The sequence below is a fragment of the Synechococcus sp. MIT S9220 genome (assembly GCF_014304815.1).
Lineage (GTDB): Bacteria > Cyanobacteriota > Cyanobacteriia > PCC-6307 > Cyanobiaceae > Synechococcus_C.
In genome coordinates this window covers 849,623-874,206 of sequence record NZ_CP047958.1, presented here as the reverse complement: position 1 = coordinate 874,206, position 24,584 = coordinate 849,623, and the positions used below count along the sequence as shown (strand labels likewise).

25 protein-coding genes and 1 tRNA gene are annotated in these 24,584 nt (G+C 57.6%); 12 read left to right on the top strand and 14 right to left on the bottom strand.

The features are described 5' to 3' along the window. Positions 1–12: 12 nt before the first annotated feature. A complete protein-coding gene (locus tag SynMITS9220_RS04575; protein WP_186991061.1) occupies positions 13–525 on the top strand; it encodes a hypothetical protein in 513 nt (170 codons plus the stop codon). A gap of 392 nt (positions 526–917) precedes the next feature. Here SynMITS9220_RS04575 and pepN read toward each other — a convergent pair whose 3' ends face one another. From pepN to SynMITS9220_RS04560, 3 genes are all read right to left on the bottom strand, one after another. Then, positions 918–3,578, bottom strand: a complete 2,661-nt coding sequence (pepN, locus tag SynMITS9220_RS04570) for an aminopeptidase N (protein ID WP_186991059.1) — start codon at positions 3,576–3,578, stop codon at positions 918–920. A 346-nt stretch (positions 3,579–3,924) separates the two neighbouring features. After that, entirely contained in the window at positions 3,925–4,359 is a 435-nt protein-coding gene (locus SynMITS9220_RS04565) for a hypothetical protein (protein ID WP_186991057.1), read from the bottom strand. A 300-nt stretch (positions 4,360–4,659) separates the two neighbouring features. Continuing rightward, the gene (locus SynMITS9220_RS04560; RefSeq protein WP_186991055.1) at positions 4,660–5,235 is read right to left on the bottom strand and encodes a hypothetical protein; all 576 of its coding nucleotides are present in this window, start codon (positions 5,233–5,235) and stop codon (positions 4,660–4,662) included. A 103-nt stretch (positions 5,236–5,338) separates the two neighbouring features. Here SynMITS9220_RS04560 and SynMITS9220_RS04555 point away from each other — a divergent pair, with 103 nt between their 5' ends. Continuing rightward, entirely contained in the window at positions 5,339–6,490 is a 1,152-nt protein-coding gene (locus SynMITS9220_RS04555) for a histidine kinase (RefSeq protein ID WP_067097911.1), read from the top strand. A 41-nt stretch (positions 6,491–6,531) separates the two neighbouring features. Beyond that, positions 6,532–6,604 (top strand) — tRNA-Glu (locus SynMITS9220_RS04550). Between the two features lie 117 nt (positions 6,605–6,721). On the opposite strand, the gene SynMITS9220_RS04545 is transcribed toward SynMITS9220_RS04550, so the two are convergent. Further along, positions 6,722–7,249, bottom strand: a complete 528-nt coding sequence (locus SynMITS9220_RS04545; protein ID WP_115125463.1) for an SRPBCC family protein — start codon at positions 7,247–7,249, stop codon at positions 6,722–6,724. A gap of 159 nt (positions 7,250–7,408) precedes the next feature. Between SynMITS9220_RS04545 and SynMITS9220_RS04540 the strand changes: the two genes are divergently transcribed. From SynMITS9220_RS04540 to SynMITS9220_RS04510, 7 genes are all read left to right on the top strand, one after another. Beyond that, entirely contained in the window at positions 7,409–8,710 is a 1,302-nt protein-coding gene (locus SynMITS9220_RS04540; RefSeq protein WP_186991052.1) for an FAD-binding oxidoreductase, read from the top strand. A 154-nt stretch (positions 8,711–8,864) separates the two neighbouring features. Beyond that, complete coding sequence (zwf, locus tag SynMITS9220_RS04535; RefSeq protein ID WP_186991050.1) at positions 8,865–10,388, top strand: glucose-6-phosphate dehydrogenase; 1,524 nt, start codon at positions 8,865–8,867, stop codon at positions 10,386–10,388. 44 nt (positions 10,389–10,432) lie between these two features. After that, complete coding sequence (locus tag SynMITS9220_RS04530; protein WP_186991048.1) at positions 10,433–11,716, top strand: glucose-6-phosphate dehydrogenase assembly protein OpcA; 1,284 nt, start codon at positions 10,433–10,435, stop codon at positions 11,714–11,716. Positions 11,717–11,773: 57 nt separating this feature from the next. Further along, positions 11,774–13,168: a cobyrinate a,c-diamide synthase gene (locus tag SynMITS9220_RS04525; RefSeq protein WP_186991046.1), complete on the top strand. Its 1,395-nt coding sequence runs from the start codon at positions 11,774–11,776 to the stop codon at positions 13,166–13,168. Next, on the top strand, positions 13,117–13,470 hold the full coding sequence (locus tag SynMITS9220_RS04520) for an acylphosphatase (RefSeq protein ID WP_067097798.1): 354 nt from the start codon (positions 13,117–13,119) through the stop codon (positions 13,468–13,470). The genes SynMITS9220_RS04525 and SynMITS9220_RS04520 overlap by 52 nt, the downstream gene beginning before the upstream one ends. 82 nt (positions 13,471–13,552) lie before the next feature. Further along, positions 13,553–14,146 (top strand): histidine phosphatase family protein, encoded by a 594-nt coding sequence (locus SynMITS9220_RS04515; RefSeq protein ID WP_186991045.1) that lies wholly within the window; start codon positions 13,553–13,555, stop codon positions 14,144–14,146. Then, positions 14,146–14,832 carry a GAP family protein gene (locus SynMITS9220_RS04510; RefSeq protein ID WP_186991038.1) on the top strand — a complete coding sequence of 229 codons (687 nt, stop codon included), beginning with the start codon at positions 14,146–14,148 and terminating at the stop codon, positions 14,830–14,832. The genes SynMITS9220_RS04515 and SynMITS9220_RS04510 overlap by 1 nt, the downstream gene beginning before the upstream one ends. 38 nt (positions 14,833–14,870) lie before the next feature. On the opposite strand, the gene SynMITS9220_RS04505 is transcribed toward SynMITS9220_RS04510, so the two are convergent. Genes SynMITS9220_RS04505 through folD form a run of 4 tightly spaced genes read right to left on the bottom strand, consistent with a single transcriptional unit; the run spans position 14,871 to position 18,740 of the window. Continuing rightward, positions 14,871–16,361 carry an ATP-dependent RecD-like DNA helicase gene (locus SynMITS9220_RS04505; protein ID WP_186991037.1) on the bottom strand — a complete coding sequence of 497 codons (1,491 nt, stop codon included), beginning with the start codon at positions 16,359–16,361 and terminating at the stop codon, positions 14,871–14,873. Then, positions 16,358–16,864 (bottom strand): divergent PAP2 family protein, encoded by a 507-nt coding sequence (locus tag SynMITS9220_RS04500; RefSeq protein WP_186991035.1) that lies wholly within the window; start codon positions 16,862–16,864, stop codon positions 16,358–16,360. Before SynMITS9220_RS04500 ends, SynMITS9220_RS04505 begins: the two co-directional genes overlap by 4 nt. Positions 16,865–16,866: 2 nt before the next feature. Further along, complete coding sequence (gene crtE, locus SynMITS9220_RS04495; protein ID WP_186991033.1) at positions 16,867–17,805, bottom strand: geranylgeranyl diphosphate synthase CrtE; 939 nt, start codon at positions 17,803–17,805, stop codon at positions 16,867–16,869. A 53-nt stretch (positions 17,806–17,858) separates the two neighbouring features. Further along, a complete protein-coding gene (gene folD, locus SynMITS9220_RS04490; RefSeq protein ID WP_186991875.1) occupies positions 17,859–18,740 on the bottom strand; it encodes a bifunctional methylenetetrahydrofolate dehydrogenase/methenyltetrahydrofolate cyclohydrolase FolD in 882 nt (293 codons plus the stop codon). 59 nt (positions 18,741–18,799) lie between these two features. Between folD and SynMITS9220_RS04485 the strand changes: the two genes are divergently transcribed. Next, positions 18,800–20,914: an HDIG domain-containing metalloprotein gene (locus SynMITS9220_RS04485; RefSeq protein WP_186991031.1), complete on the top strand. Its 2,115-nt coding sequence runs from the start codon at positions 18,800–18,802 to the stop codon at positions 20,912–20,914. Here the strand turns inward: SynMITS9220_RS04485 and SynMITS9220_RS04480 are convergent. From SynMITS9220_RS04480 to SynMITS9220_RS04460, 5 genes are all read right to left on the bottom strand, one after another. Further along, positions 20,878–21,588, bottom strand: a complete 711-nt coding sequence (locus SynMITS9220_RS04480) for an RluA family pseudouridine synthase (protein ID WP_370594369.1) — start codon at positions 21,586–21,588, stop codon at positions 20,878–20,880. The genes SynMITS9220_RS04485 and SynMITS9220_RS04480 overlap by 37 nt on opposite strands. Next, positions 21,572–21,973 carry a hypothetical protein gene (locus tag SynMITS9220_RS04475; protein ID WP_067097773.1) on the bottom strand — a complete coding sequence of 134 codons (402 nt, stop codon included), beginning with the start codon at positions 21,971–21,973 and terminating at the stop codon, positions 21,572–21,574. Before SynMITS9220_RS04475 ends, SynMITS9220_RS04480 begins: the two co-directional genes overlap by 17 nt. A 65-nt stretch (positions 21,974–22,038) precedes the next feature. Further along, positions 22,039–22,617 carry a hypothetical protein gene (locus tag SynMITS9220_RS04470; RefSeq protein ID WP_255483219.1) on the bottom strand — a complete coding sequence of 193 codons (579 nt, stop codon included), beginning with the start codon at positions 22,615–22,617 and terminating at the stop codon, positions 22,039–22,041. Between the two features lie 42 nt (positions 22,618–22,659). After that, entirely contained in the window at positions 22,660–22,959 is a 300-nt protein-coding gene (locus SynMITS9220_RS04465) for an MTH1187 family thiamine-binding protein (RefSeq protein ID WP_186991029.1), read from the bottom strand. 89 nt (positions 22,960–23,048) lie between these two features. Beyond that, on the bottom strand, positions 23,049–23,285 hold the full coding sequence (locus SynMITS9220_RS04460) for a hypothetical protein (protein ID WP_115125452.1): 237 nt from the start codon (positions 23,283–23,285) through the stop codon (positions 23,049–23,051). Between the two features lie 85 nt (positions 23,286–23,370). Between SynMITS9220_RS04460 and SynMITS9220_RS04455 the strand changes: the two genes are divergently transcribed. Then, positions 23,371–23,811, top strand: a complete 441-nt coding sequence (locus SynMITS9220_RS04455; protein WP_186991027.1) for a hypothetical protein — start codon at positions 23,371–23,373, stop codon at positions 23,809–23,811. A 462-nt stretch (positions 23,812–24,273) separates the two neighbouring features. Here SynMITS9220_RS04455 and SynMITS9220_RS04450 read toward each other — a convergent pair whose 3' ends face one another. Further along, complete coding sequence (locus SynMITS9220_RS04450) at positions 24,274–24,573, bottom strand: Nif11-like leader peptide family natural product precursor (protein ID WP_369818473.1); 300 nt, start codon at positions 24,571–24,573, stop codon at positions 24,274–24,276. Between the last annotated feature and the right edge of the window lie 11 nt (positions 24,574–24,584).

Here is a 24,584-nt window from a genome sequence, read left to right as displayed (position 1 = left end):
CCAAGAGCGCACATGTCATCAAATCGAGCCCGTCTGGACGTCTTGGTGTCTGAGTGCCGGCAGACGTTCGTGGAAGCAGCCATCAAAGTCAGCGCTGTGAAGGCTTGGGATTTCTCCTGTCCTTGCGTCGTTCTCGATGGTCGTACGGATGAGATCAAAGCGGTGGTGATCGGAGTAGGGAGCATTGGCAACCTGGTGCCAACATCAGCCGCTATCGATCATCCAGAGGTCAAAGAATGGCTTCGGATCGCCACGGAGAAGAGTCCCGAAGTGGCCTTCGCCGAGATGCTCGATGGCGACGAGGAACGCGCCAAACGATTTAATGAGGCTTACGAACGACTGATTGAAGAACGTCGATCCGGAATTAAAGGCCTTTGGTCCGCCGATGATCTCTCATCATTTGTCGCCAGAAGTCAAGCGGCGTTCCCCAAGGCCATCAGCGCGATTGCACTGCTACCTGGGCAAGAAGGTCAAAGTCACAGCATCCTCACGTTCGAGAGTGATATCAAGTCTCTACTGAATTAAAGATCATCAACCAACAAGACTGCTCACCAACAAACAAACACTCTGATTTAAACTAAGCATCAAGTCTGCAAGACCTACTTCTATACATACTGAACTCTTTAAAGACGGCTTCCGCCTCGTGAAAGTCTTTGTCTTCCCGTAAAAAATAGAGCTGAGCTTTCCACCATTCCCAGGTGTCTTCATAGATATCTTTTTTCAGGAGATCCTCCAGAACTTCGCTGCTCATTCCTCCTTCCCAGATCTCTGCAACTTAAAGAGCATCATTCCCGAGTCAATTCAGTTTCACAGGGCGTAACGCAGTGGTGATGAGCGGCACAAAACACCACCCAAACGTTCAAACCTTCTGAACGTTGCACAGCCCATCACCCTCGGCCGAATCGAAAGAGAATGCGTCAGGCTTCCATCAAAGTCACCACTTCACGGGTGTTTGTGGAGAGATCTGCCGAAGCAAGTGTTGACAAGGCCCGCTTCACGGCAGCCTGACGTTCACTGCCGTAAGTGCGCCAACGGCTAAACACCTTGGCGAGCCGCGATGCTGTGATGGCATTGCGCTGATCCACGGCGATGATCTGTTCGGCCATGAACTGATATCCACTGCCATCAAGGGCATGGAAGACACGTGGATTACCCACAAGCCCACCCAGCACAGCACGTACTGAATTCGGGGCCATCGGGTCATAACGGGGGTGATCCAACAAAGCCGCAACCCTCTCAAGAGCATCTGCGCGCGGTGTTGAAGCTTCCAGCGAAAACCAGGTGTCGAAAATCACCGGACGCTCCTGCCAGCGATCGTGAAACGATCGCAGAGCCTGATCGCGCTCATCACAGTCAATCGGCTGCAAGGCCCGCAGACCGGCACGCGCCATCGTCATCGAGGGGCCTTCCACCGCCTGAGCAGCATCAGAGCGCGCCCCTGAATCGCCGGCAGCAGCCAACCAGCTCCAGATCAAACCCGTGAGCTGGCGCTCGCCCTGACCCGCAGGCCAGGCTTGATCCAGGCTTGACGCAACGCCATTGAGCCTGGACCTCAGCAACGGTGCCAGCTGGGATCCGAGCAGCTCTCTCAGTTCACAAGTGGCTCTCTCCAGAGCAGGAGGGTCGGATTCCTTTTGCAGTGTCTCAAGTTCGGCAGGACCAGGAAAAGCCAGGAGAGTGGCCAGCACGGCAGGGTCTTGTTCGCCGTCAACAGCGAGGAGCTGGCCAATGGCATCCAGCATCCGTGACTCCAGTTCTGACTCAGGAGTTCCTGCTGCACGGGGAAGAATCAGCCGCTTCCACAGCTGCTGGCCAGCATCCCAGCGGGCAAAGGCGTCGTTATCCCCAGCAAACAGCGCAAACAGATCGTCGAGGGCCTGGCCGGTTGCCCAGGTCACCGGAGCTGAAAAACGACGGAATAACGAGACAACCGGGGGCTGTGCAGCAGGAGACAAACCCTCCAGGACAACGGTCTGTGTCTCCTGATCAAGCACAAACAGCCGTTCTTCTCCGGCACCTTCATTGGCCTGCAGGACAGACCAAAGGACAGGAATCACCAGTGGTTGCTTCCGTTCCTGACCTGGCGTTGGAGCCGTGGATTGCTGCAGCGTCAGGCTCAGACGTCCGGCTTCGCCATCCCAGTGAGATTTCACCGTGACATGAGGCGTTCCCGCCTGGTGGTACCAGAGCCGAAATTGCTCGACATCAAATCCGAGAGGCTGACCATCTGCTCCCGCGCCATCCACAATCGCGTTCACAAAATCCTCTGTTGTGGCGGCTTCTCCGTCATGCCGCTTGAAATACAAGCTCATGCCTCGCATGAAACGCTCAGGCCCAAGCAAAGTCCGCAACATGCGAATCAGCTCCGCCCCTTTTTCATAAATCGTGGTTGTGTAGAAATTATCAATAGCTTGGTAAGAGTCCGGCTTCACCGGATGGGCTGTTGGGCCTGCATCCTCTCGAAACTGCGTGTTGCGTAGCATCGCTGCATCTTCAATCCTCTTCAAGGGTTCGGAATGAAGGTCGGCGGTGAAGCACTGATCTCGAAACACCGTGAGACCTTCTTTCAGCGACAACTGAAACCAATCACGACAGGTAATTCGATTACCAGACCAGTTGTGAAAATACTCATGCCCAACAACACTTTCAATCCGCTCTAGTTCCCCATCTGTTGCGGATTCTGCATCAGCAAGAACCAGCTTGGAATTGAAAATATTCAGACTTTTGTTCTCCATTGCGCCCATATTGAAGTGGCGCACCGCGACGGTATTGAACTCATCAAGGTCGTACTCGAGTCCATAAACGGACTCATCCCATGCCATGGAACGCTTCAACGACGCCATGGCATGGGCGGTGAAGGGCTCATCACCGGCTTCCACATGCAGACGCAACGTGACGTCCCGCCCGGAAGCCGTGGCGTAATGATCCCTGATTTCACGCAAGTCACCAGCAACGAGAGCAAACAGATAAGAGGGCTTGGGGAAGGGATCTTCCCAGACCACCTCGTGCCGAGAAGCATCGTCTGGGAGAGCCGAAGCACTGATTTCGTTTCCGTTGGAGAGCAGCACGGGAAAGCGTGCGCGATCCGCCTCAATCCGAACCCGGTAGCGGCTCAAAACATCAGGACGATCTGGATGGAAGGTGATGCGTCGGAACCCTTCTGCCTCACATTGCGTTGTGAGCATTCCGCCACTTTCGTACAAGCCTTCCAGTGAGGTATTGGCCTGAGGATCAAGACGACTGACAGTCGTCAACGTGAAGGGCTGAGTTGGAGGTGAAGGGATTTCCAGCTGCTCATCATTCAAGCGATAGCTGCTCGACTCCAGGGGATGCCCATCGAGCGAGATTGAAATCAGCTCTAGATCAACTCCATGCAAGATCAGCGGAGTGGTTGCCTTCGAATCGGAGGGCTCAAGGTGCAGATCAGCCGTGACCAAAACTGAATCAGGCTGATGCACCACCACATTCAGCTCAATTCTGGGGATGGCAAATGGGAAAGGCCGATAGTCAGACAAACGCTTGGGCGGAGCAACTCCCGCCCAGCTGATGGCCGACTCAGAGGATGCGGTGGGAACCATGAACAGCTCACTCTGCTTTGATCCTGGCTCCCTGGATCAACAGGTGGCGAGAGGGAAAACCTCACCAATCAACAAAAAACGCGGATTCAAGCCCCCGCTTCGCGAAAAACGGTCCTTCACGGTTGAAAGTACGCCGACCGTTTCAATGACTGGAACGTCGATGCCTTGGGAATCACAAAAGAAAAGCTTCAAACTGAGATCAAAAAATTAATCAACATTTCTCAATTAATTTGATTGTCAAACGCAACAAATCGCATAATGAAACTAACGTTCGAGACCCAATTAACTCAATCAAGAGGCCAGACCTACACCAACAATTGCTGGGCCAGGCCTGGGCAATCAAATGTCAGTTTCCTGACTGAGACTTCAATAGATCCTCGGCCTTTGTCACCTCTTTCTTGTAATCCTTTGGCAAGTCCTTGCCACAACGGATGCCAACGACTGGCAACAATTGCATCGCCAGACCATTGGCGACCTCCTCAGGAGTCAACGCCTGCCCTTTCTTGACACCCTTAATCTTGGAACCGTTGACTTCCTTGATGTAACTGACCATTGGAACCATGTTGGCCTGCATTGCAGTCAAGAATGGAACCTTGCTTTTCGACAAAATGCACATATTGATTGAAGCGATTGAAACCATCCGCTCGATTTCAATCCCCGTGGCCGGGGTTGTCGCTCCAGCTGCCCCTTGAGCGAATGCAATGGAAGTATTGAGAGGAAGCGCTGCGAGAAGCAGACCAGTTCGGAACGCCTTCGGAAGACTGGGACGGGGGATACGCACTGACAGACTTAAGGGAGCGGGCCCATGCTGCCTCATATCAGCGAAAAATGGCTAGGAAGTGGTTGCGACAAGATCCATCCCTGACCAACAGCGGAACTGCTCGGTGTCCGGACAAAGGGGTGCATCCGGGTTGAGACCAGATCCAGCATTCTTGTCATGACGTTGGTCGGCACTCAGCTCAAACCACTGGCAGACCATCAAGCCAGTCAGGGCTTACGAGGACTTTGATAACGAGACAACAGTACTGATCCCGACAAACGCTCTGCTTGGGACCGACGTAGACAGCGAAGAAAACTCAACTCACTGAGTGTCAATCGGAGCGGAAGCATCTTCAAGACGGGTTTCGTGGTGATGTTCCACGATTTCCAGATCACCTTTCTGCCAGCTGTAGATCGCACGTGATCGGAAACGATCCTGATCGATCAATCGTGTGTATTCCTGCACATCCCAGTCCAGGTAATGCGATTCGAAGACCACTTCATGTTCATCCACCTGACGAATCTGCGTTCGTGACTCGACTTCTTCGAGATAGGCACGACTGCGTAGCAACTGATGACCCATCAGCGTTGCTTCCATGACGCCTTCACGCTGGTAACGGGGTTTGCGATCGAAGAAATCTGTTTCATGTTCAGGCCACCAGCTCATGCGGTAGTGGGGCTTGCCAACACGTGATTCCGCAAAAATCTCCACCCGGATCATCATGTCCAGGAAAAGAACTTCCTCATTCTTAAAAACGTATTGACGTCGTGAACGCCAAAGGCCGAGATTTCGCGCAAACCAACGCCTGAGATTGCTGTCGAGGTAAACCCGCTGCGAAGCCGGGGACTCACCATCCGGAGGTGGAGCACCACGGCGTTCAACAGGAAGAAGGGCCATGAAAAGTCCTGACTGACAACAGTCTGTTCAAAATCGTCTTAGCGGTTCTGCTGACCTTTGCAAAAACCCATAAGGTAAGGCTCATCTTTTGGAGCAACACCTGGTGGGCGGGATTGATCCCACACCACGTCAGCAGCTGACTCTGCTCCTGGTCGCAGGTCGTCACCATCTCTCCAGCGGTGATCTGCGTTCGCTGATCCAGTTCCTGGAACAGGAGGACTGCGGTTTTGACGTGACACTCCAGGTGGCTGATCCTGTGGAGCACCCAGAGTTGCTGGAACTCCACCGCTTGGTGGTGACGCCTGCATTGGTGAAGCTTCAGCCCATGCCAAAGCAGGTTTTTGCGGGTAGCAGCATTTTTCAGCAGCTTCGAGGCTGGGTACCTCGTTGGCAACAGGATGAAGTCGTGAGCGGACTTGGCCTGAGCCTGAAGCCCACGGAACTCGACGGAAGCCGCACCCAGCGCGAGCTTCAACTCGAGGATCAGCTGTTGGTGCTACGGCAGGAAAATGAAACTCTGATTGACCGCCTTCAATCTCAGGAGCGTCTTCTGAGGATGGTGGCCCACGAACTTCGCACGCCCCTAACAGCCGCAACACTGGCACTTCAGAGCCAGCAGCTTGGTCAGATTGATCTCAACCGATTCCGCGACGTCTTGAAACGTCGCCTCGATGAAATCGCCTTGCTGTCCAAGGATCTGTTGGAGGTGGGGAGCACACGCTGGGAAGCTCTCTTCAACCCCCAGAGACTTGACCTGGCCAGCATCGCTGCAGAAGCCATCCTTGAACTGGAGAAGCTTTGGCTCGGCCGGGACGTGACCATCAACACCGACATTCCGGCCGATCTGCCACTCGTCTTCGCTGATCAGCGGCGCATGCGTCAGGTGCTGCTCAATCTTCTGGAGAACGCACTCAAATACACCCAGGACGGCGGCACGATTGCACTGGCCATGGTGCATCGCACCAGTCAGTGGGTGCAGGTGAGTATCAGCGACAGCGGTCCTGGCATCCCCGAAGCAGAACAGCAACGCATTTTTTTGGACCGTGTGCGGCTGCCTCAAACCTCCGGAGGAACATCGGGATTTGGAGTTGGACTTTCCGTCTGCCGACGAATCGTTGAGGTGCATGGCGGACGCATTGGAGTTGTCTCAGAACCAGGAAAAGGAGCCTGTTTCACCTTCAATGTCCCTGTCTGGCAAGGACAAGGACAAGAGAAGTTGACCGCTGCCTTGACGGAGGGTCAGTCGGAACCGTAATTTCATTTGGTGCTCGGGAGAACACCTGAGAGCACGGCCTCGCCCCCATCGTCTAGAGGCCTAGGACACCTCCCTTTCACGGAGGCGACAGGGGTTCGAATCCCCTTGGGGGTATTGATTGATTTGCTTCATGCAGCATCACATCCAGTTCATGGATGTTTTTTTATGACAATTGATCATTGACTGAGGAGCTCATTTAAGAACCTCAAAAGCTCTACTCAAGAGAAACGATCAGGCCTCAGTGAATCGGCGAATCGTTTCTTGCTCAACCGCGAGGAGATTGTCATTGAGGTCTTGTCGCAGACGCTGTTCGATCAGTGCAACGGGCATGCCCAGGCAGCCCTGAACGGTGAGTTCGTAAAGAACCAGTGTTTGATCAGGAACAGCCTGCAAACGCCAGGCACCTTCGAAACGCCGAAAATCACCTTTCAGCATTTTGAATTGAAGCAATCCTTCGGGACGATGTTCCGTCAGTTCCAGCTGGACTTCAGCCGAAAATTTCAGGCCTAAAACCAGTTGCTGACTGCCAACCTGGGCGAGAGTGACTCGACTCCCGGAACGCTCAATCAGCTTGCTGCTGCTGAGATTGGGGATGAAATTGCTGAGACCTTCATAGTCAGTGAGCACCTGCCAAAGGTGATCCACTGTTTGATCCGTTCGCAGCTGAACAGCCAGCCGACGAACCCCTTGCGGCAGACGCTCAATGGTCTGCTCAATCGTCTGTTGACGGCCTCTAGTTGCTCGCTGAAGAGTCGTCAAGGAGTCGGCGAAGTTCAACCTGAAGAACGTAACAAGGGAATCCTAAGGAAAGTCAGGCTGAAGACCAGACCGCAATCTGCTGTGAAGGTCGGGTCGACTTAAGGCCGACGTTGATGACACGACTATGATCGCGCGGTCTTTCAAGGGAACCGAGAATCCATGCGTGTCAGCTCGGCCGTTACCAGCAGCTACAACGAACGGATGTTCACGCTGGTCGTTGTCTGGCTGCAGGCCGGCAAACACGTTCGATCGGAAGAACGCATCACCGTTTCCTACGACCGCCTGCAAACCACTGTTCAGACGATCAATGCCAGAGGTGGCCGGATTCAGTCTGTGATTCCAAACAATGAGCCAATCCAGGCTGGTGAGCAGGCTACAAAAGCTACAACCGCTAAGGCTGTTGCTGCGAAGGCTTCTTCCTCGAAGGCTTCTTCCTCGAAGGCTTCCGCCTCAAAGGGTTCTGCCAAACAGGCTTCCGCAAAGCCTGCATCCAAAGCAGCTGCAGCCAAAGCTTCTACCAAGCCAGTAACCAAAGTGGACGCTTCCAAGGCTCCTGCAAAGCCTGCTCACCAGTCGGTTCCCGTCAATCTCTACAAGCCGAAAACCCCATTCGTGGGAACCGTTCTGGACAACTACAGCCTTCTGCAGGATGGGGCTATCGGACGGGTCCAGCACATCACCTTCGACCTCAGTGGTGGTGATCCACTTCTCGAGTACGTCGAAGGTCAATCGATCGGCATCATTCCTGAAGGGACCGACGCCAAAGGAAAGCCACACAAGCTGCGTCTTTACTCGATTGCCAGCACGCGCCATGGAGACGACATGGCTGGCAAGACCGTCTCACTCTGCGTGCGGCAGCTCGAATATCAGAACGAGGCAGGAGAAGAGATCAAAGGTGTCTGCTCCACTTATCTCTGCGACATCAACCCTGGAGACAAAGTCAAGATCACAGGCCCAGTTGGCAAAGAGATGCTGCTTCCTGAGGATGAAGAAGCCAATGTGATCATGTTTGCCACCGGCACAGGCATCGCCCCAATGCGCACCTATCTGCGCCGCATGTTTGAAGCCAGCGAACGCGACAAAAACGGTTGGAAGTTCCGTGGAAAGGCATGGCTGTTCATGGGTGCTCCCAAAACTCCAAACCTCCTTTACGACGACGATTTCGAGAAGTATCAGGCTGAATATCCTGACAACTTCCGCTACACGAAAGCGATTAGTCGTGAGCAGAAAAACACCAAAGGCGGTCGCATGTACATCCAGGACCGCGTCCTTGAGCATGCCGATGAAATCTTCTCAATGATCGAAGATTCCAAGACTCACGTCTACATGTGCGGACTGCGTGGAATGGAACCCGGCATCGATGAAGCCATGACAGCGGCTGCATCGTCCAAGGGACTGGACTGGTCAGAGTTACGTCCTCAGCTGAAGAAGGCAGACCGCTGGCACGTTGAGACGTACTGAGTTTTCTCAGTCAGATTCAAGACAAAAGCCCGCCGCATGGTGGGCTTTTTTTTGTTTGGGTTGTCCCGAGACGACGACAAAACGTCGCGGGATGTTCCGGAGCACTGTCAGCGCGGGGATTCCTGGTTAAACCTGCGTCAGAGCTTCCGGTGTCATGAGCGCAACGATGACAAACCCGCTGAGGGTCGGCCTGCGTCAGGAGCGCGTGATCGCTCCCCAATGCCTGGTGATCTTCGGCGCAAGTGGTGACCTCACGCATCGCAAATTGGTGCCGGCCCTGTTCGAGTTGTTTCGACAGCGACGCCTGCCCAGTGAATTTGCATTGCTGGGATGTGCTCGGCGCCCATGGAGTGATGAGGAATTCCGCCAAAAAATGGCGGAAGCCATGGAGACCTCGGTGAATGAGAACCGTGCTGCCTGGGAGCAGTTTTCGGCAGGAATGTTTTACGAACCGGTGGATCTTCAGCAGCCCGAGGATCTGGTCAAGCTCGGGCACCGACTGGACGAGATCGACAGGACGCGAGCAACCCGCAGCAACCGTACGTTTTATCTATCGGTTTCACCCAAGTTTTATGGCAGTGGCTGCCGCTCTCTCGCCGACGCCGGCCTGCTGAAGGATCCGCAACGCAGTCGTGTGGTGATCGAAAAGCCCTTTGGCAGGGATTACGGAAGCGCCCAGAACCTCAATCGGGTAGTTCAGAGCTGTGGGCAGGAAAATCAGATCTTCCGCATTGACCACTATCTGGGCAAAGAGACCGTTCAGAACATCATGGTTCTGAGGTTTGCCAACACAATTTTCGAGCCGATCTGGAACAGGAACTACATCTCAAGTGTTCAGATCACAGCCGCAGAAACGGTCGGTGTAGAGGAGCGAGCCGGCTATTACGAAACATCAGGTGCACTCAGGGACATGGTGCAGAACCACCTGACCCAGATGCTGGCGATTACAGCCATGGAAACGCCTGGACGCTTTGACCCGGAAGCGATCCGCAGTGAAAAAGCGAAAGTTTTGCAGGCGGCACGGCTGGCGGACGAAAACGAACCCTGGAACTGCTGCATCCGCGGTCAGTACGGCCCCGGTGGCACCCAGGACTCACCTCTGCCCGGCTATCGCCAGGAGCATGGCGTCGATGCCAACAGCACCACAGAAACCTATGTGGCGATGAAACTGTTCATCGACAACTGGCGTTGGCAGGGCGTGCCCTTCTATGTGCGCACAGGTAAACGACTGCCGAAGCGCCTCAGCGAGGTGGTGCTCACCTTCAGGGAGGCACCGGTGCATCTCTTTGATGCCGCTGGAGGAGGGCCAACCGCCAATCAATTGGTGTTGAGAATTCAGCCGGATGAAGGTGCTGAATTCCGTTTTGAAGTGAAGTCTCCAGGTTCCGGCATGCGCAGCCGACCTGTGGAAATGGAATTTTCCTACGACGAATCATTCGGAGAGCCATCCGATGAGGGCTATGTGCGCCTGCTAGCCGACGCCATGCTCGGCGATCCCACGCTGTTCACCCGCAGTGATGAGGTGGAAGCAGCCTGGCGTCTCTACACCCCTCTTCTGGAGCTGATTGAAGACAGCCCCTGGCAGCTGCCGATTCACCCCTATGAATCAAGAACCTGGGGACCTGCTGCATCCGATGCCCTCCTTGCCCGTGATGGCTTGCTCTGGCGACGTCCATGACCAGATCCGACTGACCACACCTGTCCCAATCAACCGGCTGCACCATGTCCCCCCAGCTCACACTTCAAACCCCTCTCGAACTGCCGCCCTCTGAGGTCCCCGGCTATCTCGAACAGCTCTGGTCAAGGGATCAGCCCAACAACGTCGGTGCCCACACGTTCTGCCTGCTCATCTGGCAACCGGCCTGGGTTGAGCAACAGCTGGTGCGCACCGGCCGCCTGGATGGCCCGATCACTGGCGTGCAGAGATCGCAGCTGATTGCAGCAGGACGTCAGTCTGTCGTGGATGGCGATCTGCCCATCAGCACACCACCGCTCACCGAAGCAGTGGCGACGTGTCTCGGCCAGATGGACGGGGGGCATACCAGTGAGGATCTGAGAGGCCAGCATGTTGATGCCGCTCTCAGCAATCTGCGCCCGCGGCGACTGATCACCCTGGCGCCCAGCCTTGATTCCGAACAGCCGCTTGAAACACTTGTGGCTGCCTACTGTCCGCTTCCAGAAGAAGGCGGTGGAACTGTTGCCTGCGGGGATGTGGTGGTGTTGCGTGGAGGCAAGCCTGCCCTTCAGGAGGGTCTGGCGATCCTCGATCCTCTGTTGCCAGAGGAGCTGCCCGCCTGGGTGTGGTGGAACGGAGCCCTTGATGAAGCCCCTGAGCTCCTGCAACAACTTGCTAGCTCACCGCGCCGTCTGATTCTCGATTCCGCCCTGGGCGAGCCTGGCTTCTGCCTCAACCTGTTGGCCTCCAGAATCGATGCGGGGCAGGCAGTCAACGATCTGAATTGGCTGCGCCTTGGCAGCTGGCATCAGACCCTCGCCATGGTCTTCGATCCACCGCATCGCCGCGATGCCCTTGGCCATGTGGTTCAGCTCGACATCGATGTCGAGGGCGACCATCCAGTTCAGGGTCTGCTGCTCGGATCCTGGATCGCCGACCGGCTTGGCTGGGAGCTGCAGCACACCCAGCGCAACCCTGACCAGAGCATCAGTGCCAACTTCAAGCGCACTGATGGAGCTGATGTTCAGATGCGCGTGTCGCCAGTGCCGATGGGGCAACCCAGCATTCATCCTGGTCAGATTGTGGGACTGCGCCTGATCTGCAAACCAGACAATCAGCCTGCGATCTGCGTGATTCTCTGCGCTGAGTCCGGGGGCTGCATGCGACTCGAAGCTGGTGGAATGGCCAGCATGGAGTTGATTGAAGAGGTCGTTCCAGTGCAGCATTCCCCAGTCGAGGCGGATGTGTCTCGCCAACTGGAAGGTGGCCATGACTCCACCAACCCTTTGCTGGCTGCTGCGGCCCCGCTGGCTGCCAAGCTAATCAGCTAATCCCCCGCTGAGCGGGAGCTCTCCTGTCGCTCCGCTCTAACCATCTCCGCTCACACCATGGCCTGCGTGATCGCTGCTCCGGCCAGCGGCAGCGGAAAAACCCTGCTCAGCCTCTGCCTGATTGCCTGGGCCCGCCAACTTGGGCACAGCATTCAGCCCTTCAAGGTCGGCCCCGACTATCTCGATCCGCAACTGCTCTCGTTAGCGGCGAACCAACCCTGCCGAAACCTTGACCTGCCTCTATGCGGCGAGGAGTGGGTTGAGCTCAGCTTCAACGGTTATGGCGGGCGTTGTGACATGGCCCTGGTTGAAGGCGTGATGGGCCTGTTCGATGGCATTGGATCCAGCTCCGAGGGGAGTACTGCCGATGTGGCTGTGAGCCTGGGCCTTCCGGTGGTGCTGGTGGTGGATGCTGGAGGTCAGGCCCGATCTCTCGGCGCACTGGTTCGAGGTTTTAGAGATCTTGATCCACGCCTCAATCTTGCTGGCGTTGTGCTGAATCGAGTGAGCAGTCCCAGGCATCGGGAGCTACTTGAGGAGGTGCTCACGGACATCGGTGTGCACTGCCTGGGCTGCCTGCCCGGGGATCCTGACCTGGAGCTTCCAAACCGACATCTCGGTCTTGCTCCCGCCCATGAGCTGAGCTCACTACAACAGCGACTGGGGCGCTGGGCAGCTCTGGCGGAGCAGCACCTCAACATGGACGTGTTGGGGCCTCTCCTGAAAGCACCAAGGCCTGGCCCCGACCCGATTCGGCATGTCCTGTCTCCAGAGCTGGAGACGTCACAGCAACAATCATTGCCCGTGGCCGTCGCCCAAGATGAGGCTTTCCACTTCCGCTACCCCGAGATGCAGGAGTGCCTGGAGCTTTTGGGGATGCCAGTGCTGCCCTGGAGTCCCTTAAGCGATACGGCTCCACCAGCAGAAGCGACCGGCCTCATCCTGCCCGGGGGATTTCCAGAGTTGCATGCAGACGAGCTGAGTGCATGCAAAACAACCTTCTCAGCCCTGCACGCATGGATTCGCGACAAGCCGATCTACGCCGAATGCGGAGGGATGCTGCTGCTAGGTCGAGGCCTGGCCGATCCGTACGGAACACTGCATGCGATGGCTGGTCTCCTGCCGTTTGAAGCCAAACGAGGACGGCTGCAGGTGGGCTACCGACAGCTGGAGGCTCGAACCGACAGCCTTCTGTTGCGTCAGGGTGAAAGGCTTAGAGGCCATGAATTCCATCGCTGGCAACTGTGCCGTGAATCGGATGAAAGCGTTGGCAGCTTTGGGCCTCTGTGGCAGGTTGAAGGTTGGAAAGTTGAGCGAAGAGCTGAGGGATGGAACCTGCCCAATCTCCACGCAAGCTGGGTTCACCTCCACTGGGTCGGATCCTCGACGATCCCCTGCAGATGGCGCGCCGCGCTCGGCTTCGCAGCGAAGCGGAACGTCGCCGCTTTGTGACCCGCCACACCCGGCAGAGATCGGCCACTCTTCAGGAACGTTGGCGTTTTCTGGTGGAAGGAACCGTTCAAGGTGTTGGTTTTCGGCAGGCCTGTCGGCGACGGGCTCTTGAACTGGGCCTCAGCGGCTGGGTCCGCAACCTGGATGACGGTCGAGTGGAAGTGCAAGCCGAAGGTGATCAGCTCCCCCTCAACGAGCTGAGGCTTTGGTGTGAACAGGGTCCCAGCGAAGCAAGAGTTCGTCTTGTTCGGCCCTGCCAGATGCCGATCACCGGTGCCGACTGGTTCGAAATCCGTCACTGAAAACGTGTTGGCAAGAGGTTGTTTGCGAAGCCAAATCAACTCCTGATGGTCACAATCTCAGCAGAGACGGCTGTTTCGGGCCATGACCAATCAACGCCAGCTCTGGCTGCTTCGCCATGGAGCCACCGAGTGGGCTCGCACCGGACGTCACACAGGCAACACCGACATCCCTCTACTGCCAGAGGGAGAAGAGGAAGCCCGGCAACTGTCTCCTGTCTTAAGCCAACAGCATTTCGCGGCTGTCTTCAGCTCACCTCTTCAACGTGCTCGGCGCACCTGCGAACTGGCAGGGATGGGCGCAAGCATGACCGTGATGAAGGAGTTGCTGGAATGGAATTACGGAGATTACGAAGGAATCACCACCTCTGACATTCAGCGCAAGGTGCCGGATTGGAATGTCTTCACCCATGGCTGTCCGAATGGCGAAGACGCTGAAGCCGTGCAAGAACGCTGTGAAACCGCGATACGGCTGGCCATGGACTCGCCCGGAGATGGAGACGTTGCACTCTTTGCCCATGGACATCTTCTGCGGGCCTTGGCCGGGACCTGGCTTGGCCTGGGAGCCGTGGGCGGCAAGCTGCTGATGTTGAGCACCGGAAGTCTCTGTCTGCTCGGTGTCGAGCATGGAAATCATGCGATCGTGCGCTGGAATGCGCCCGCTGACGGCCGGTTCTGATGAGCGACACAACCCTCTGGGCGGAACTGCTGGCCTATGGCACCGGCATTGGGCTCTCGCCGATTCATATCGCCGTTCTCTTGCTGCTGCTGCTGGGCCCGAATCCCATCAAACGAGGCGGATGGTTCGTCGCAAGCTGGGTGATCACCACACTTCTTGCCGCCACGCTTCTGGTCACTGTCGGCCATTCCCTTGTGCTGGATATGAGTCATGGCTCCCATCACCGCACGGGCCTGGATCTGCTGGCAGGCGGAGCGCTAGTCGCCATCGGCGGACGGGAACTGATCAAATCCTTCACCGAAGGTTCGGAGCCGCCGGTCTGGACCAAAGGCATCGACCGTTTCCTGGCAATGCCGCTGCCGCTGCTGTTGTTGCTGGGTTCCGTCGGCGAAATCATTAGCCCCGACGACATCGTTCTGTTCGCCAAGTCAGCTGGAGTGGTTCTGTCTGCGCAGTTGCCCACCTGGCAGGAAGCAGTCGGTCTGATTGCTTTCACAATCGGAGCCAGCCTGTTTCTGCTCACTCCTTTGGTTGCCGTTGTGATCGGCCGCGACAAGGTCGTTCCACTTCTCGAGAAAGGGAAAGAGCTGCTGTTTGCCCGGGGAAGTCTTGTGGTTGGTGGGGTCAGCCTGGGGCTGGGGATCTACCTGGGATGGCAGGGCGTAAGCGGACTAACAGCGATCTAAACCGCATCGCGAGCCTTCAAAGGGCTGGCCATGACCGATTAGCCAATCCCGCGTAAAGCCTTGCTCCAGGTGGCTGCATTGCGTTGGCTATCACCCACCAGGTACACCCCATGCCTGGCACGACTGACTGCCACATAAGCCAGCTGTTGATGGAACACCTGCCTCTCTGGCGCAAGACGCTCAAGGCTGCGAGGGAACACATCATCAGCAACAAAAACCTCACCAAAGCTGCTGCCCTGACTTCGATGCACCGTGAGCACTGCAGCAGGCCCAAGTGATGCAAAAGCATCCCTCACCAGGAAGTAACGACGCCAAAGCGATCGCCCGCCACGTTTCCCGGCGTTCCTGGCTTCCTGAGCCAGACGCTTCAGCAGTGCATCCAGTTGCTCCCTCGCCTGACTGCCGGAAGGAGGCTGAAGGCGCAGCTTGAGCTCAAGCTCGCCACTGCGAACCTTCGCATTGAGGGTCTCAATCACGGGCACGCCGAGTCCGGCCAACGACAGCTGCGCTTCACCAGCGACACCGAACTCCGCCAGATCGCAGCGTTCTGGAGACACGTCTTCAACCACAAGTTCTCGGTTGGAACCCAACACCAGATCGGGTTCCTCACCAGTCTCGCCTCCGTCGCTGGAGGCCGGTGCCATCACCGCAGTGCGCGTGATCAACACCTCGCCTGGCAGCACAGCCATCTGATCAGCCATCTCTCCATGAATGGCCCTGCGGGCATGGGGCACCAATGCTTCCAGGCGGCGATTGGTGTAGCAGAGGATTCTCGCCGCATCGGGGTTATCGCAGGCCGCGGCCCGGCGCAGACCCTCCTGAGCACGCGACAACCAGTCCCCTCGACTCAGCACTCCCACCTGACCGAGATCCGAGCGAACGGGAGGCAGCAGCGGTGGTACTTCGCAGGGCAAGCGACCATCGCGCAGACAACTTGCCAGTTGCAGGACAGGGCCCTGGTGACGAACAACCTCACGCAAGCAGGCGGAAACAGCACGATTCATGCCAAATACTGGGCTTTCGCTTTCACCCACCGGTGGCAACTGGGCCGGATCACCCACAAACACCAGTCGCGTTTTGAACGGGTGGGCACACTGCAAGGCAATGGACAGCAGGGAGCTGTCGACCATCGAGGCCTCATCGACCAGCACCAGTCCGAGATGCTCCAACGCTCCGGCCGTTTGTTCAGTGGATTCGCACAGCTCCCGATCACCCTGTCGCTTGAGCTTCAGACGCAACAAGCGATGAATGGTGGAGGGGTACCAAGTGGGCTGAAGGCCTTCGAGGTTGAGTGCCTGCCGTAAAACCCCCACAGCTTTGTGAGTTGGAGCCACAACGGTCCAGCAGAGACCGCTGCTTTCCACTTGCCGCAGCAGGCGCATCGACAGGAAGGTCTTGCCACTGCCGGCAAAGCCACTGAGAACGAAGGGAAGACCAGCGTCCTGCTGTTGCAGCCAGTCGGAGAAAGCCTCTGCGGCCTTGTGTTGATCCTCGGTGAGGCTCAATTCAGCGTGAGGAAATGACGTCAACCCAGAGCGTTGGTGATCAGTTGCGTCAATTGAAGCGGCGATCCCAGAAAATTGAGGCCAAGCAAGGCAATCATCGGGCCGAGCAGGCTGCCAACCAGCACTTCCGTTCGGGAATGCCCCAGTCGTTCCTTGAGTGGTTTCTCGAAGGGTGTCTGCCAGAGAGATTCCGGCAGGGCATTGAGCCGTTCAGCAGTGAAACCGGCGGCACGCCTCACACCACTGGCGTCATACATCACCACGAACGCCACAGTGGCGGCCAGGGCAAAAACGGACGATGCGAATCCCTCCTGCCAACCCACCGCCGCGGCCGTACCGCTCACCAGTGCTGCATGGCTCGATGGCATCCCACCGGTTTCGATCAGCACCGCCGGCCTCCAGCGGCGAAAGACGATGAGTTCAATCACCAACTTCGACAGCTGAGCCAGACCGCAAGCTGCAAGACCCCAGGCCAGGACTCCATTATCAAGAATCTGCAGGGGGATACTGAGAGCGACGTCGTCCATCGTTAACGGTCCCGACTGGCCACGTAATCGGCCAAAGCCAGCAGAGGTTGAGCCTTATGTTTCCAGGGCTGCAGGGCAGCTTTAGCTTCTCCCACCAACTCGAGGGCGCGTGTTCTCGAAGGCTCCAGACCGAGCAGCTTGGGATAGGTGGTCTTGTCTGCCAGCAGGTCCTTGCCCGCCGTCTTGCCCAACACCTCACTGCTGGCAGTGACATCAAGAATGTCGTCCACAATCTGGAACGCAAGGCCGATGCCATTGGCATAGGTGCGCATGGCCTGAACTTGAGCATCACTGGCACCACCGATCAAGGCACCGGTCACCACGCAGGCCCTCAGCAAAGCAGCGGTCTTGTGCAAATGGATGTATTCCAACGTCTCCAGGTCGACCTGTTTGCCTTCGCATTCGAGATCAACCACCTGTCCGCCCACCAAACCAGGCGCTCCGGAGACCATGGCAAGTTCTCCGACCACCTTCACCAACCTCTCGGCAGGCACATCGGCACTGCGCACCGACACCATCTCGAAAGCGCGGCTGAGCAGCGCGTCTCCAGCGAGGATCGCCATGGCATCGCCGTACACCTTGTGATTCGTCGGCCGGCCTCGCCTGAGGTCGTCGTTGTCCATCGCCGGCAGGTCGTCATGGATCAACGACATGGTGTGAATCATTTCGACAGCGACCGCCGTGGGCATGGCCTTTGAGGAATCTCCACCCACCAGCTCACAGGCCGCAAGACACAAAATCGGTCGTAATCGCTTTCCCCCCGCCAGCAGGGAGTAGCGCATCGCTTCCCTAAGAGATTCGGGTCGCTCAGGCCCCATCGAGGCGTCCAAAGCAGCTTCGACGCGCTCGCGAGACTGATTCAGATAAGCCTTGAAATCAAAACTCTGCTGGGGCTCACCCGACGGCGGAACGCCTTCAGGGCTAGTCGCCGTGGCGGTCATGGGGAGCGCAATGCTGGGCGAATTCTGTCAGGCCGGCGGGCACGCAAGCACCATCAGATGATCAAGTCAGCCAGATCGTGATCGACCCCGTGGCGACGGCACCAGGCCACAACGGTGTTCACCAGAAGCATGGTGACGGTCATGGGGCCAACGCCTCCGGGCACGGGCGAAAGCGCGGCAGCAATGGGCTCCAATTCTGCTGCCATCACATCACCACAGAGTCCGCCCTCAGGACGCCGATGGATCCCAACATCCACCACGACCGTGCCTGGGCTCACATGCTCTGCTCCAAGCATTTCCGGACGACCGGCCGCCACCACGAGAATCTCTGCCTGACGCGTCAGAGCAGCAAGATCTCTCGTTCGTGAGTGGGCAATGGTCACCGTTGCGTTCGCGGCCTGCAGCATCAGAGCCATGGGCTGCCCCACCAAAATGCTGCGGCCGACCACCACGGCACGACGGCCCGCAGGGTCGATGTCCGCACTGCGCAGCATCGCCATCACTCCGGCAGGAGTACAGCTCCGGGGACCCTGTTCGCCCTTGAGTAACCGGCCAAGATTCAGCGTATGCAGACCATCGGCATCCTTTTCAGGATCAATCGCAGCCAACAACGGTGTTTCATCCAATCCCTGCGGGAGCGGAAGCTGCAACAGGATCCCGTCCACCCTGTGATCAGCATTTAATGCACGGATCGCCTGCAACACCTGATCAGGCGAGGCATCTGCTGGAAGGTGAGACCCATAGCTCTCAACACCGACACGGGCACAGGCCTTTTCCTTGTTGGCCACGTAGACCGCACTGGCAGGATCATCGCCCACTCGCAAAACAGCCAAGCCCGGCGGGCGACCGGCAACCTGGCTTGCAGATTGGACCTGAGACTGCAGCCGCAGCTCGAGTGTCTTGGCCAGGACCTTGCCATCCAACCTGAGGGCCATTGCCATCTGATGCATGTGAATCCAGCATGCCGCTCCGGCAGAGCTAGCGTTTGTGCTGAATGCTCCCGGCTGACTTGCGTTCGCATCGCCTTGCACGTCTCTGGAGGTCCTGGCTCAGGAGCGAATCACCTCGCCGCCCGGTGCTGCGCTGGAACAGGTTGCAGAAAGCCACGCTGCTGATCCTCTGTGTTCTGGTGGCGCTGGTGTCCAGCTGGCCCTGGCTGGTGGAACCCGACCTGCGACCAGGCCTGGCCGCTCCCTTTGATGCAGAGGCCCCCAAGGACGCCAGGGTTGTGGACAGCGAAGCCCTGGAGCAGAGGCGCTCAAGCCTGGGATCCAGCACCTTCGTGCAGGTTCTGGACCCTCAGGAAAACGAGCAGATCCGCATGCGGCTGGAGCGACACCTCAGCGAATTGGAACGGGTCGCGAACAGCATCGATGCCGAGCGCATCGGACCTGTGAACCTGTCTCTCAACGAGCAGCAATGGCTGGAGAAACGAACCCAGGATGAGCGTCGGGATTGGGATATGGCTCTTCGCCGAGCGCTCGACCGGATGCTCAGTCAGGGGCTTGTCAACACCCTGGCACTGGAACAGCTGCAACGGGCCAGCGAACTGCAGCTCGAAGACCTCAATCAAGGCACGCCAGCGGGCCGCAGTCTGGGCAGCAAGGTGCTGACCACAACGCTTCAGGGCGCCAGCAACCTTCAGACCGATCCACTGCGAAGCCAGAGGCTGATCGAGGAGCTGATCACCCAACAAGGAATTCCCACCATTGAAGTCAATCGCGGCGATCTGATCACCCGCAAGGGCGAGTCGATCAGCTCACAGGCCTACGACGTTCTCGATTTCTTCGGAATGGTGAATCGCCGGCCGAAGCTGGGGATCTGGTTCACCCGTTTCACAGAAGCACTGGCCAGCTGTGGGGTTCTGCTGCTGGTCATGCGCCGCGAACGTCCCTGCCTGGAGGCACCCCATGGCCTGCTGGCTCTGGGTCTGTTGCTGCTGGGTCAGGCCTGCAAACTCTGGTTTGGTGCTTCGGTGAGCCCCCTGGCGGTGATCGTGCCGCCCACCCTTCTCCTGGCTCAGGGCCTTGGCACAACCAGTGCACTGGCCTGGATGGCTGTGGCCAGTCTTCTCTGGCCAACACCAGTGACTGGCCTGGGGGAAGGGCGCCTGCTGATTGCCGCTGCCACAGCCACCGTCGCTGCATTGCAAGCAGGTCGATTGCGCAGCAGAGCACAGTTGCTGCAACTCGCCGTCTTGCTGCCGGTGGGTGCATGGCTGGCCGAACTGGTGTTGATGAACCGAGAGGGCCAACCGCTTGCGGGGTCATTGATTCGCTTGCCATCCGATGCCGGGGAACTCGCCTCGGAAGCCTTGCTGCTTGGGCTGGCAATGATGCTGGCGATCCTGGTCATTCCTTTGCTGGAAAGCTCCTTCGGGTTGCTGACAAGAGCACGCTTGATGGAACTTGCTGATCAGGAACGCCCGTTGCTGCGGCGGTTGTCTTCAGAAGCCCCAGGCACCTTTGAGCACACCTTGATGATCTGCGGCCTGGCCGAGGAGGGTGCGCGGTCGATCGGCGCCGATGTCGACCTGATCAGGACAGGGTCGCTTTATCACGATGTGGGCAAGCTTCATGCTCCCAACTGGTTCATCGAAAATCAAACCAGTGAAGAAAACCCACACACTCGGCTCAACGACCCTTTGGCCAGTGCAGGAGTGCTCCAAGCCCATGTGGATGAGGGGTTGAAACTGGCACGACGACATCGGCTTCCTCGCCCGATTGCGGACTTCATTCCTGAACATCAGGGCACGTTGCGAATGGGATATTTCCTGCATCAGGCCCGGCAGCAGAATCCCGACATCTCCGAGAAACGCTTCCGCTATCACGGACCGACGCCGCGCTCTAAGGAGACCGGAATCATGATGCTGGCGGACGGCTGCGAGGCTGCATTGCGCTCACTGCCGCCGGACACGAGTGATCAGGAAGCTCGTGACACGGTCAAGCGGATTGTTGAGGCGCGCATCAGCGACGGACAACTCAGCCAGAGCAGCCTCAGTCGGGCCGAACTGGAACTGGTGATGCATTCGTTCGTCCGTGTGTGGCGAAGAATGCGTCATCGCCGCATTCCCTATCCCATTCCCGCAAAGCGCAGCTTCTCCGCTTGAGCCCATTCAGCCTGAGCCCAGTTCGGGAGTGCAGAACGCACACGCACCCGTCGCTGGTCATCAGGGTCCTGAAAGCTCAGCGCATAAGCATGCAGATGCATCGGCCCCTGAAGGTCGGAGTCGGTATAGATGCGATCAGCGCGGATAGGAGCCCCTACAGCAGCCAAATGCGCCCGCAACTGATGGGATCGGCCGGTCAGAGGCCGCAACCACAAACGTGTGCAATCGGTTGACTGCGTCCACTTGCGCCAAAGCGTGCAACAGGGCTTGCCCTGCGGATGCGGCCCATACACAGGCGGCTGGCGCTGCAGCCTGGCCAGGGGCAGATGAATGCTTCCCCGTCGTCCCAACAACGGCCTGACCACATCAGCGAGATAGAGCTTGTGAACTCTGCGGGCAGCAAACAGAGCACTGAGCGATCGCAGGCTGCCCTGATTTTTGGCCACAAGTACGAGTCCAGAGGTCTCCCGGTCGAGGCGATGCACCAAGCGAAGCTCAGGGCAATCGTGCTGGAGTCTCGTGATCAAGGAATCACGTTGATGAGAACCCAGACCGGGCTGACTCAGCAGGCCGGCTGGCTTATCGACCACCAGATATTGAGGGTGCTCGAGCAAGAGAGCAAAACCCGCGAGCTGAGGAACGGCTGCTGCCAAGGCTTCAAAGCCTGACGCCACGTCGATGGGCAGGGCGGCACCAATAGATCAGCGCCAGCACATTGATCAACCCGAGCACGACAGGGCCCAACCCCATGGTCTGCGGCTCAAGCCCCAGGACCAGGCGAACAAGGCCGTAGGGAATGGCCCCGGCAAGACTCATGGACAGGGCCACAATGGCCAGAATCACACCCCAGCGTCGTTGCGCCAGCAAGCCTGCTGAGGCCACGATGCCCACGATCGCAGCGGGCCAAGCCAGTGAGAAGGCGAGGCTGATGTTGGTGATGGCAATGCCGGAAGAGGATCCTTCTCGAAATGCCAGCAGGCCGATCACAGGCAGAGCGATCAGGTTGGCCACCAGGCCGAGCCAGGTCATCAACCAATAGCCGTTGAGCCGCGGACCCATGGAGAGATGCCACACATCTGCACACCGTAATGTCCGCGGCCGATCCACCTGAACCAGTTCACTGCTCAGGGAGGAGAACCAAGAACATCAGGCGGTTGAGCAACCTTGCGATGACTCAGACGGTCAGCACAGAAACTGCGAAATAGGGCTTCCACCTCATCGGGGGGCATCCCTTGCACAAGCCGTGCCTCGATTTCATCCCGCCGCTGCGACTGGTGATAGAGACGCAGCTCCTGGAAGGTTGTTTGGGATTGAGATTCGATGCGCGCGAGGGCATTGCCGACCTGGTGATCCGCGAGCAACGGCCCGCCATGACAGTGCTGCATCACATGGGCCGACTCGTGGGCAAGAACGACCCAAACCTGCCTTGGATCGTCCTCGATGTTGTTGGCACAGATCAGCAGGGCATTTCGGGGCGCATGAAAGGCACCCAGAAGAGCGGACGGACAATCTTTGGCCACAAGGGTGTGGGTTCCTGCCCGGCGGATCAGAGCGGCGTAGCTTCCGATGCGATCCCAGGTCTCAGCCTTTGACGATCCGGCGAAGAATGGAGCAAACAGAGCGAGGGCAAGCGCAGCGAAAGCACGCACTCGAGCCGACGGACCCAGACCCAGCAAACCAATGTCTCCAGTTCCTGGTCTCATTCAAGACATGCTGGACCGAATTGGCATCCCTTCCGCCTGAATTCAGGTCATCAGGCGTTTCACACTGCCCACTTTGTCGCGAAACGACTGAACGCGATCAATCCGTGTATTGACACGAAGCGTGGCATGAATCCGCTGCACGCCCTCTTGATGCAAGCGCGCATGGCAGGCCTTTACGCAAGCAAAGACGTCATCCCACTCCCCTTCGATGGCCGTGCCGTCGGGGCCGAGCTGATGCTCAAGGCCGGAAGCCTTGATCACCTCTTGACACAGAGCAATCGAAGGCCCTAGCGACACGCCAACCCCAAGCGGAACCAAACAAAGATCAACGCTTACCCGCATGAGCCAATCAGCCAGCCTCAGTCATGGTTGATCGAGATCAGGCCAGAGTGCAAGTGCTGACAAGCCTCTCAACGCGCCGTGGCTCCTCTTCACGATTCCAAAAGGCAGGCACTGGGGTAGCCAAGGGTGCGCCATTCCCCGCAACGGGTTTGCACTTCTAAAGCGATTCCTCGCTGAACCACCGACATCGAACGCCCCTGCCCAGCACACCAGCGACTGGCCGCCGCTTCCGCAGCAGCAATGGATTCATAGGGAGCATCTAAAACCGGATGCGGCTGCCCGTCCAATGCCACGAGCCTGTAAAGAGGGCAGCCGGGCTCAGGCATCTGTCCACTTTTGCATCTGTCTACAGTGTTCCACGGCGTCGAGCGACGCGCCATCACGAAGTGTGTGCCCAGACCTCCTTGCGCGATGCCAAGTCAAGCTCTCACTGACGCTTACGCAGAACTTCTGAGTCGCGCGCCTGCACCTCTGTTCGCCCGAGCAAGACAGCTTTATCTCAACAAATACTGCCTGGATGGGCGGAGCACCCAGAGCCCTTTGCGCCTTTTCGTGGTGCAAGAGAGCCTCGTTGAACGGGTGGAAGACGATCAGGAGGCAGGCCCTCTCGGCAGGGTTGTCACCCTTCAATCCAGCTCGTCGCAGCTGGCGATCGTTCACTGGCAGCGGGACGAGCCCCCAAAGCAAACACTGATTGAGACCTACCTTCAGCAGAGCTGGCAACTCCAGCCCTCTCAGCTCTCTCCAGTTGAAGAACACTGGTTCCGCAACGGTGGCTATCAACTACGGATGACCTTGCAGGAACCGCTGACATGGGTCCGGAGCAGCCGATATCAAGACACCGACCATTAGTCCCGCAAAGGAAAACCCACGAAAATCTGAAGTCACCGTCACCAGCTGCACAAAGCTGGCTAGGCAGAGTTCAGGACTCGCAGAGATTCATGATGAGATCATCACTCCTTGAGCGGTATGTTCTGCGCTATGCGAGCACGGGTCATTACCTGCGGGTTAACGACGAAAGCCAGGAAATTGAACGCAGCTCCAGCCCGGATTCAGCTTGGGAATTTCATACTCACGAAGGAGCAGTCACGCACGCACTCTGGATTGGAGAAGTGTTTGGTCAGACGCCCGACGTTGTGAAAATGATCTAAATGTGGCTGAAAACAAGATAGAGACAAGATACGGCGACCTCACTCACTCAGTTCGTCGTCTGAATGACTTGTTCTAGACCAATTCAAGTGTCTTCAACACCGCGATTCAGAACGGCACGCATATATTTTGCACACAAAAATGAGACCGCAATCTGCTCTTCAGTCAACCCTGGATAAAATGCCTGAGGCGTCTTGACTCATCAGCCATACGCCTTTGCAGCTCCGCAGAGGGAGCAGCGGAATCCTCTCTTAACTGAGCGTTGATCACATCATCTTCGGTAATTGAAAGGCCGCGCTCACGGCCGAGCTCGATCAAGGTTTCAACAGACACCGGCTCTGAGAGGCGCTGCGCCAGCTCCTGCTCCTCAAGGCGTTGCTGGAGAAGGGTATCGAGATCCTGAAGAGACATGAACAGCAGCGTGCAGTGATCACAATCCCATTCCACCAGACCATTGCTAGACATCGCGAAGGACT

Excerpts from the sequence above, each read along its gene's own strand:
- SynMITS9220_RS04575 (WP_186991061.1), top strand. The coding sequence starts at position 13 with ATGTCATCAAATCGAGCCCGTCTGGACGTCTTGGTGTCTGAGTGCCGG.
- pepN (WP_186991059.1), bottom strand. The coding sequence starts at position 3,578 with ATGGTTCCCACCGCATCCTCTGAGTCGGCCATCAGCTGGGCGGGAGTT.
- SynMITS9220_RS04560 (WP_186991055.1), bottom strand. The coding sequence starts at position 5,235 with ATGGCCCTTCTTCCTGTTGAACGCCGTGGTGCTCCACCTCCGGATGGT.
- SynMITS9220_RS04540 (WP_186991052.1), top strand. The coding sequence starts at position 7,409 with ATGCGTGTCAGCTCGGCCGTTACCAGCAGCTACAACGAACGGATGTTC.
- zwf (WP_186991050.1), top strand. The coding sequence starts at position 8,865 with ATGAGCGCAACGATGACAAACCCGCTGAGGGTCGGCCTGCGTCAGGAG.
- SynMITS9220_RS04530 (WP_186991048.1), top strand. The coding sequence starts at position 10,433 with ATGTCCCCCCAGCTCACACTTCAAACCCCTCTCGAACTGCCGCCCTCT.
- SynMITS9220_RS04525 (WP_186991046.1), top strand. The coding sequence starts at position 11,774 with ATGGCCTGCGTGATCGCTGCTCCGGCCAGCGGCAGCGGAAAAACCCTG.
- SynMITS9220_RS04520 (WP_067097798.1), top strand. The coding sequence starts at position 13,117 with ATGGCGCGCCGCGCTCGGCTTCGCAGCGAAGCGGAACGTCGCCGCTTT.
- SynMITS9220_RS04515 (WP_186991045.1), top strand. The coding sequence starts at position 13,553 with ATGACCAATCAACGCCAGCTCTGGCTGCTTCGCCATGGAGCCACCGAG.
- SynMITS9220_RS04510 (WP_186991038.1), top strand. The coding sequence starts at position 14,146 with ATGAGCGACACAACCCTCTGGGCGGAACTGCTGGCCTATGGCACCGGC.
- SynMITS9220_RS04500 (WP_186991035.1), bottom strand. The coding sequence starts at position 16,864 with ATGGACGACGTCGCTCTCAGTATCCCCCTGCAGATTCTTGATAATGGA.
- crtE (WP_186991033.1), bottom strand. The coding sequence starts at position 17,805 with ATGACCGCCACGGCGACTAGCCCTGAAGGCGTTCCGCCGTCGGGTGAG.
- folD (WP_186991875.1), bottom strand. The coding sequence starts at position 18,740 with ATGGCCCTCAGGTTGGATGGCAAGGTCCTGGCCAAGACACTCGAGCTG.
- SynMITS9220_RS04485 (WP_186991031.1), top strand. The coding sequence starts at position 18,800 with ATGCTCCCGGCTGACTTGCGTTCGCATCGCCTTGCACGTCTCTGGAGG.
- SynMITS9220_RS04475 (WP_067097773.1), bottom strand. The coding sequence starts at position 21,973 with ATGGGTCCGCGGCTCAACGGCTATTGGTTGATGACCTGGCTCGGCCTG.
- SynMITS9220_RS04470 (WP_255483219.1), bottom strand. The coding sequence starts at position 22,617 with ATGAGACCAGGAACTGGAGACATTGGTTTGCTGGGTCTGGGTCCGTCG.
- SynMITS9220_RS04465 (WP_186991029.1), bottom strand. The coding sequence starts at position 22,959 with ATGCGGGTAAGCGTTGATCTTTGTTTGGTTCCGCTTGGGGTTGGCGTG.
- SynMITS9220_RS04460 (WP_115125452.1), bottom strand. The coding sequence starts at position 23,285 with ATGCCTGAGCCCGGCTGCCCTCTTTACAGGCTCGTGGCATTGGACGGG.
- SynMITS9220_RS04455 (WP_186991027.1), top strand. The coding sequence starts at position 23,371 with ATGCCAAGTCAAGCTCTCACTGACGCTTACGCAGAACTTCTGAGTCGC.
- SynMITS9220_RS04450 (WP_369818473.1), bottom strand. The coding sequence starts at position 24,573 with ATGTCTAGCAATGGTCTGGTGGAATGGGATTGTGATCACTGCACGCTG.